General features: G+C 75.6%; 3 protein-coding genes. 2 read left to right on the forward strand and 1 reads right to left on the reverse strand.

Features of this window, described 5'->3' with window-relative positions:
- On the reverse strand, positions 1-1,075 hold a 1,075-nt coding region (locus G3I53_RS25815), incomplete at its 3' end, for an FAD-binding oxidoreductase (RefSeq protein ID WP_164438823.1).
- Between the two features lie 85 nt (positions 1,076-1,160).
- Between G3I53_RS25815 and G3I53_RS25820 the strand changes: the two genes are divergently transcribed.
- The gene (locus tag G3I53_RS25820; protein ID WP_164338744.1) at positions 1,161-1,760 is read left to right on the forward strand and encodes a TetR/AcrR family transcriptional regulator; all 600 of its coding nucleotides are present in this window, start codon (positions 1,161-1,163) and stop codon (positions 1,758-1,760) included.
- Positions 1,757-2,217: FAD-dependent oxidoreductase (locus G3I53_RS25825; protein WP_164438824.1), on the forward strand; the 461-nt coding region annotated here is incomplete at its 3' end. The genes G3I53_RS25820 and G3I53_RS25825, both read left to right, overlap by 4 nt.

A 2,217-nucleotide genomic window follows, 5' to 3' on the forward strand; every position in this document is an offset into this window, starting at 1 on the left:
CGGCCGCGCCCGCCCTGCGGTGCGCGGTGTCCTCGGCGGTGCCCTCGTGACCGACGACGGCGAGGCAGCCGGCCGACGACTCCTGCGCGCCGGCGCCGATGGCGTCGGGCTGGGCGAGGCCGATCAGCGTCTCGGTCTCGTCGGACAGCCGCAGCACGGTCGGCCGCGGCCCGTCCTGGGCGAGGCGGCGCAGCGCCGCCGTGCCCTCCGCGAAGGAGGGGAAGCGCCAGCCCTCGTAGACGCGGGTGTCCGGCACCGGGCGGATCCGTACCGTGACCGCGGTGATGACGCCGAAGGCGCCCTCGGAGCCCAGGACGAGCTGGCGCAGGTCGGGTCCGGCGGCCGAGCGGGGGGCGCGGCCGGTGTCGAGGGTGCCGCGCGGGGTGGCGAGCGTCAGGGAGAGCACCATCTCGTCGAACCGGCCGTACCCGGCGGACGCCTGGCCGCTGGAGCGGGTGGCGGCGAAGCCGCCGATGGTGGCCCACTCGTAGGACTGGGGGAAGTGGCCGAGGGTGAAGCCCTGTTCGGCCAGCAGCGCCTCGGCCTGCGGGGCGCGCAGCCCGGGCTGGAGGGTGGCGGTGCGGGACACCGGGTCGAGGTCGGTCAGGCGGTCCATGCGCCGCAGGTCGAGGGCGACGAAGGGGCGCCCGCGGTCCGGGGCGAGACCGCCGACGACGGAGGTGCCGCCGCCGAACGGGACGAGGGCCAGGCCGTGTTCGGCGCAGGCGGCCATCACCGCGAGGACGTCGTCGTGCTCGGCGGGCAGCAGGACGGCCGCCGGGACGTCGGAGAGGTCGCCCTCGCGGATGCGCAGCAGGTCCGGGGTGGACTTGCCGCGGGTGTGGCGGATCCGGGTCTCCGGGTCGGTGCGTACGTGCTCCTCGCCGACGGCGGCGGCCAGGGCGCGGTGCGCGGCCGGGTCCAGGGGGGAGGCCGGGACCGTCAGGTCCTCCAGCGCGAGGGGTTCCTGGGCGCGGGGCTTGACGCCGAGCAGATCGCGCAGCAATCCGGTCACCGAGTCCGGCAGGGGCGTCGCCCGGGCCGGGTCGCCCCAGCCGCTCCACAGCATGTCCATGACTGTCGTCCTCACCGGTCGGTTCGAGCGGAAAAAGGCAGTGGTGCCGTCGCCGACGGCCGCACCTGGCGTTACACTGTTACACATGACGCCTATTCGTCACAACCGTTCGGACAACGACGCCGTCCTCGACGCCGTGCGCGACTGCGTGATGGCCGTCGGCGTGCGCCGCACCACGATGACCGACGTGGCCCGCCGCGCCGGGGTCTCCCGCATGACGCTGTACCGGCGGTGGCCCGACGTGCGTTCCCTGGTCGGGGACCTGATGACCCGTGAGTGGGTCGACGTCGCCACCGGGGTCGTCCCCGAGCGCCGTCCGGACGTGCCGACCCGGGAACGGATGGTCGCCGGACTGGTGGCCGGCGTACGCGCCTTCGGGGAGCACCCGCTGTTCCGCAAGATCGTGGACGTCGATCCCGAACTGCTCCTGCCCTACGTCCTCGACCGCCGCGGCGCCAGCCAGCAGGCCCTGCTGGGGCTGCTGGCCGACGACCTGCACGAGGGGCACGCCGACGGCTCGGTGCGTGCCGGACACGCCGAACGGCAGGCCCGCTCGCTGCTGCTGGTCGTCCAGTCCTTCGCCCTGTCCCTGCGGACCATGACCGACGAGGACGACCCCGACCTCGGCGCCGAGGCCCTCCTCGCCGAGCTGCGCGACATCCTGGAGAGGACCCTCACGCCATGAACTCCCCCAGCGGCCCGCCCCCCGGGTCATCCCTGTCCGCCCGCCGGCGCACCCGTGAACTCGCCCGCACGGTGGGCGGCCCCACCGTCGACGTACTGGTCGTCGGACTCGGCGCCACCGGCGCGGGCGTCGCGCTCGACGCCGCCGCGCGCGGGCTGAGCGTCGTCGCCGTGGACGCCCACGACCTCGCCTTCGGCACCTCCCGCTTCAGCAGCAAGCTGATCCACGGCGGGCTGCGCTACCTGGCCTCCGGCCAGCTCGACGTGGCCCACGAGAGCGCGGTGGAACGCGGGGTGCTCATGGAGCGCACCGCGCCGCACCTGGTGCGCGCCCAGCCGTTCGTCCTGCCGCTGACCCCGCTGGTCCCGCACCGTCAGGCCGCCCTCGCGCGCGCCGGGTTCCGGGCCGGCGACACCCTGCGGCTCGCCGCCCGCACCGCCCGCGCCACGCTCCCGCC

Source organism: Streptomyces sp. SID14436, from assembly GCF_010548465.1.
Classification (GTDB): domain Bacteria; phylum Actinomycetota; class Actinomycetes; order Streptomycetales; family Streptomycetaceae; genus Streptomyces.

Bases quoted from the DNA above. Each gene is read 5' to 3' on its own strand.
- G3I53_RS25820 (WP_164338744.1), top strand. From the start codon at position 1,161: ATGACGCCTATTCGTCACAACCGTTCGGACAACGACGCCGTCCTCGAC.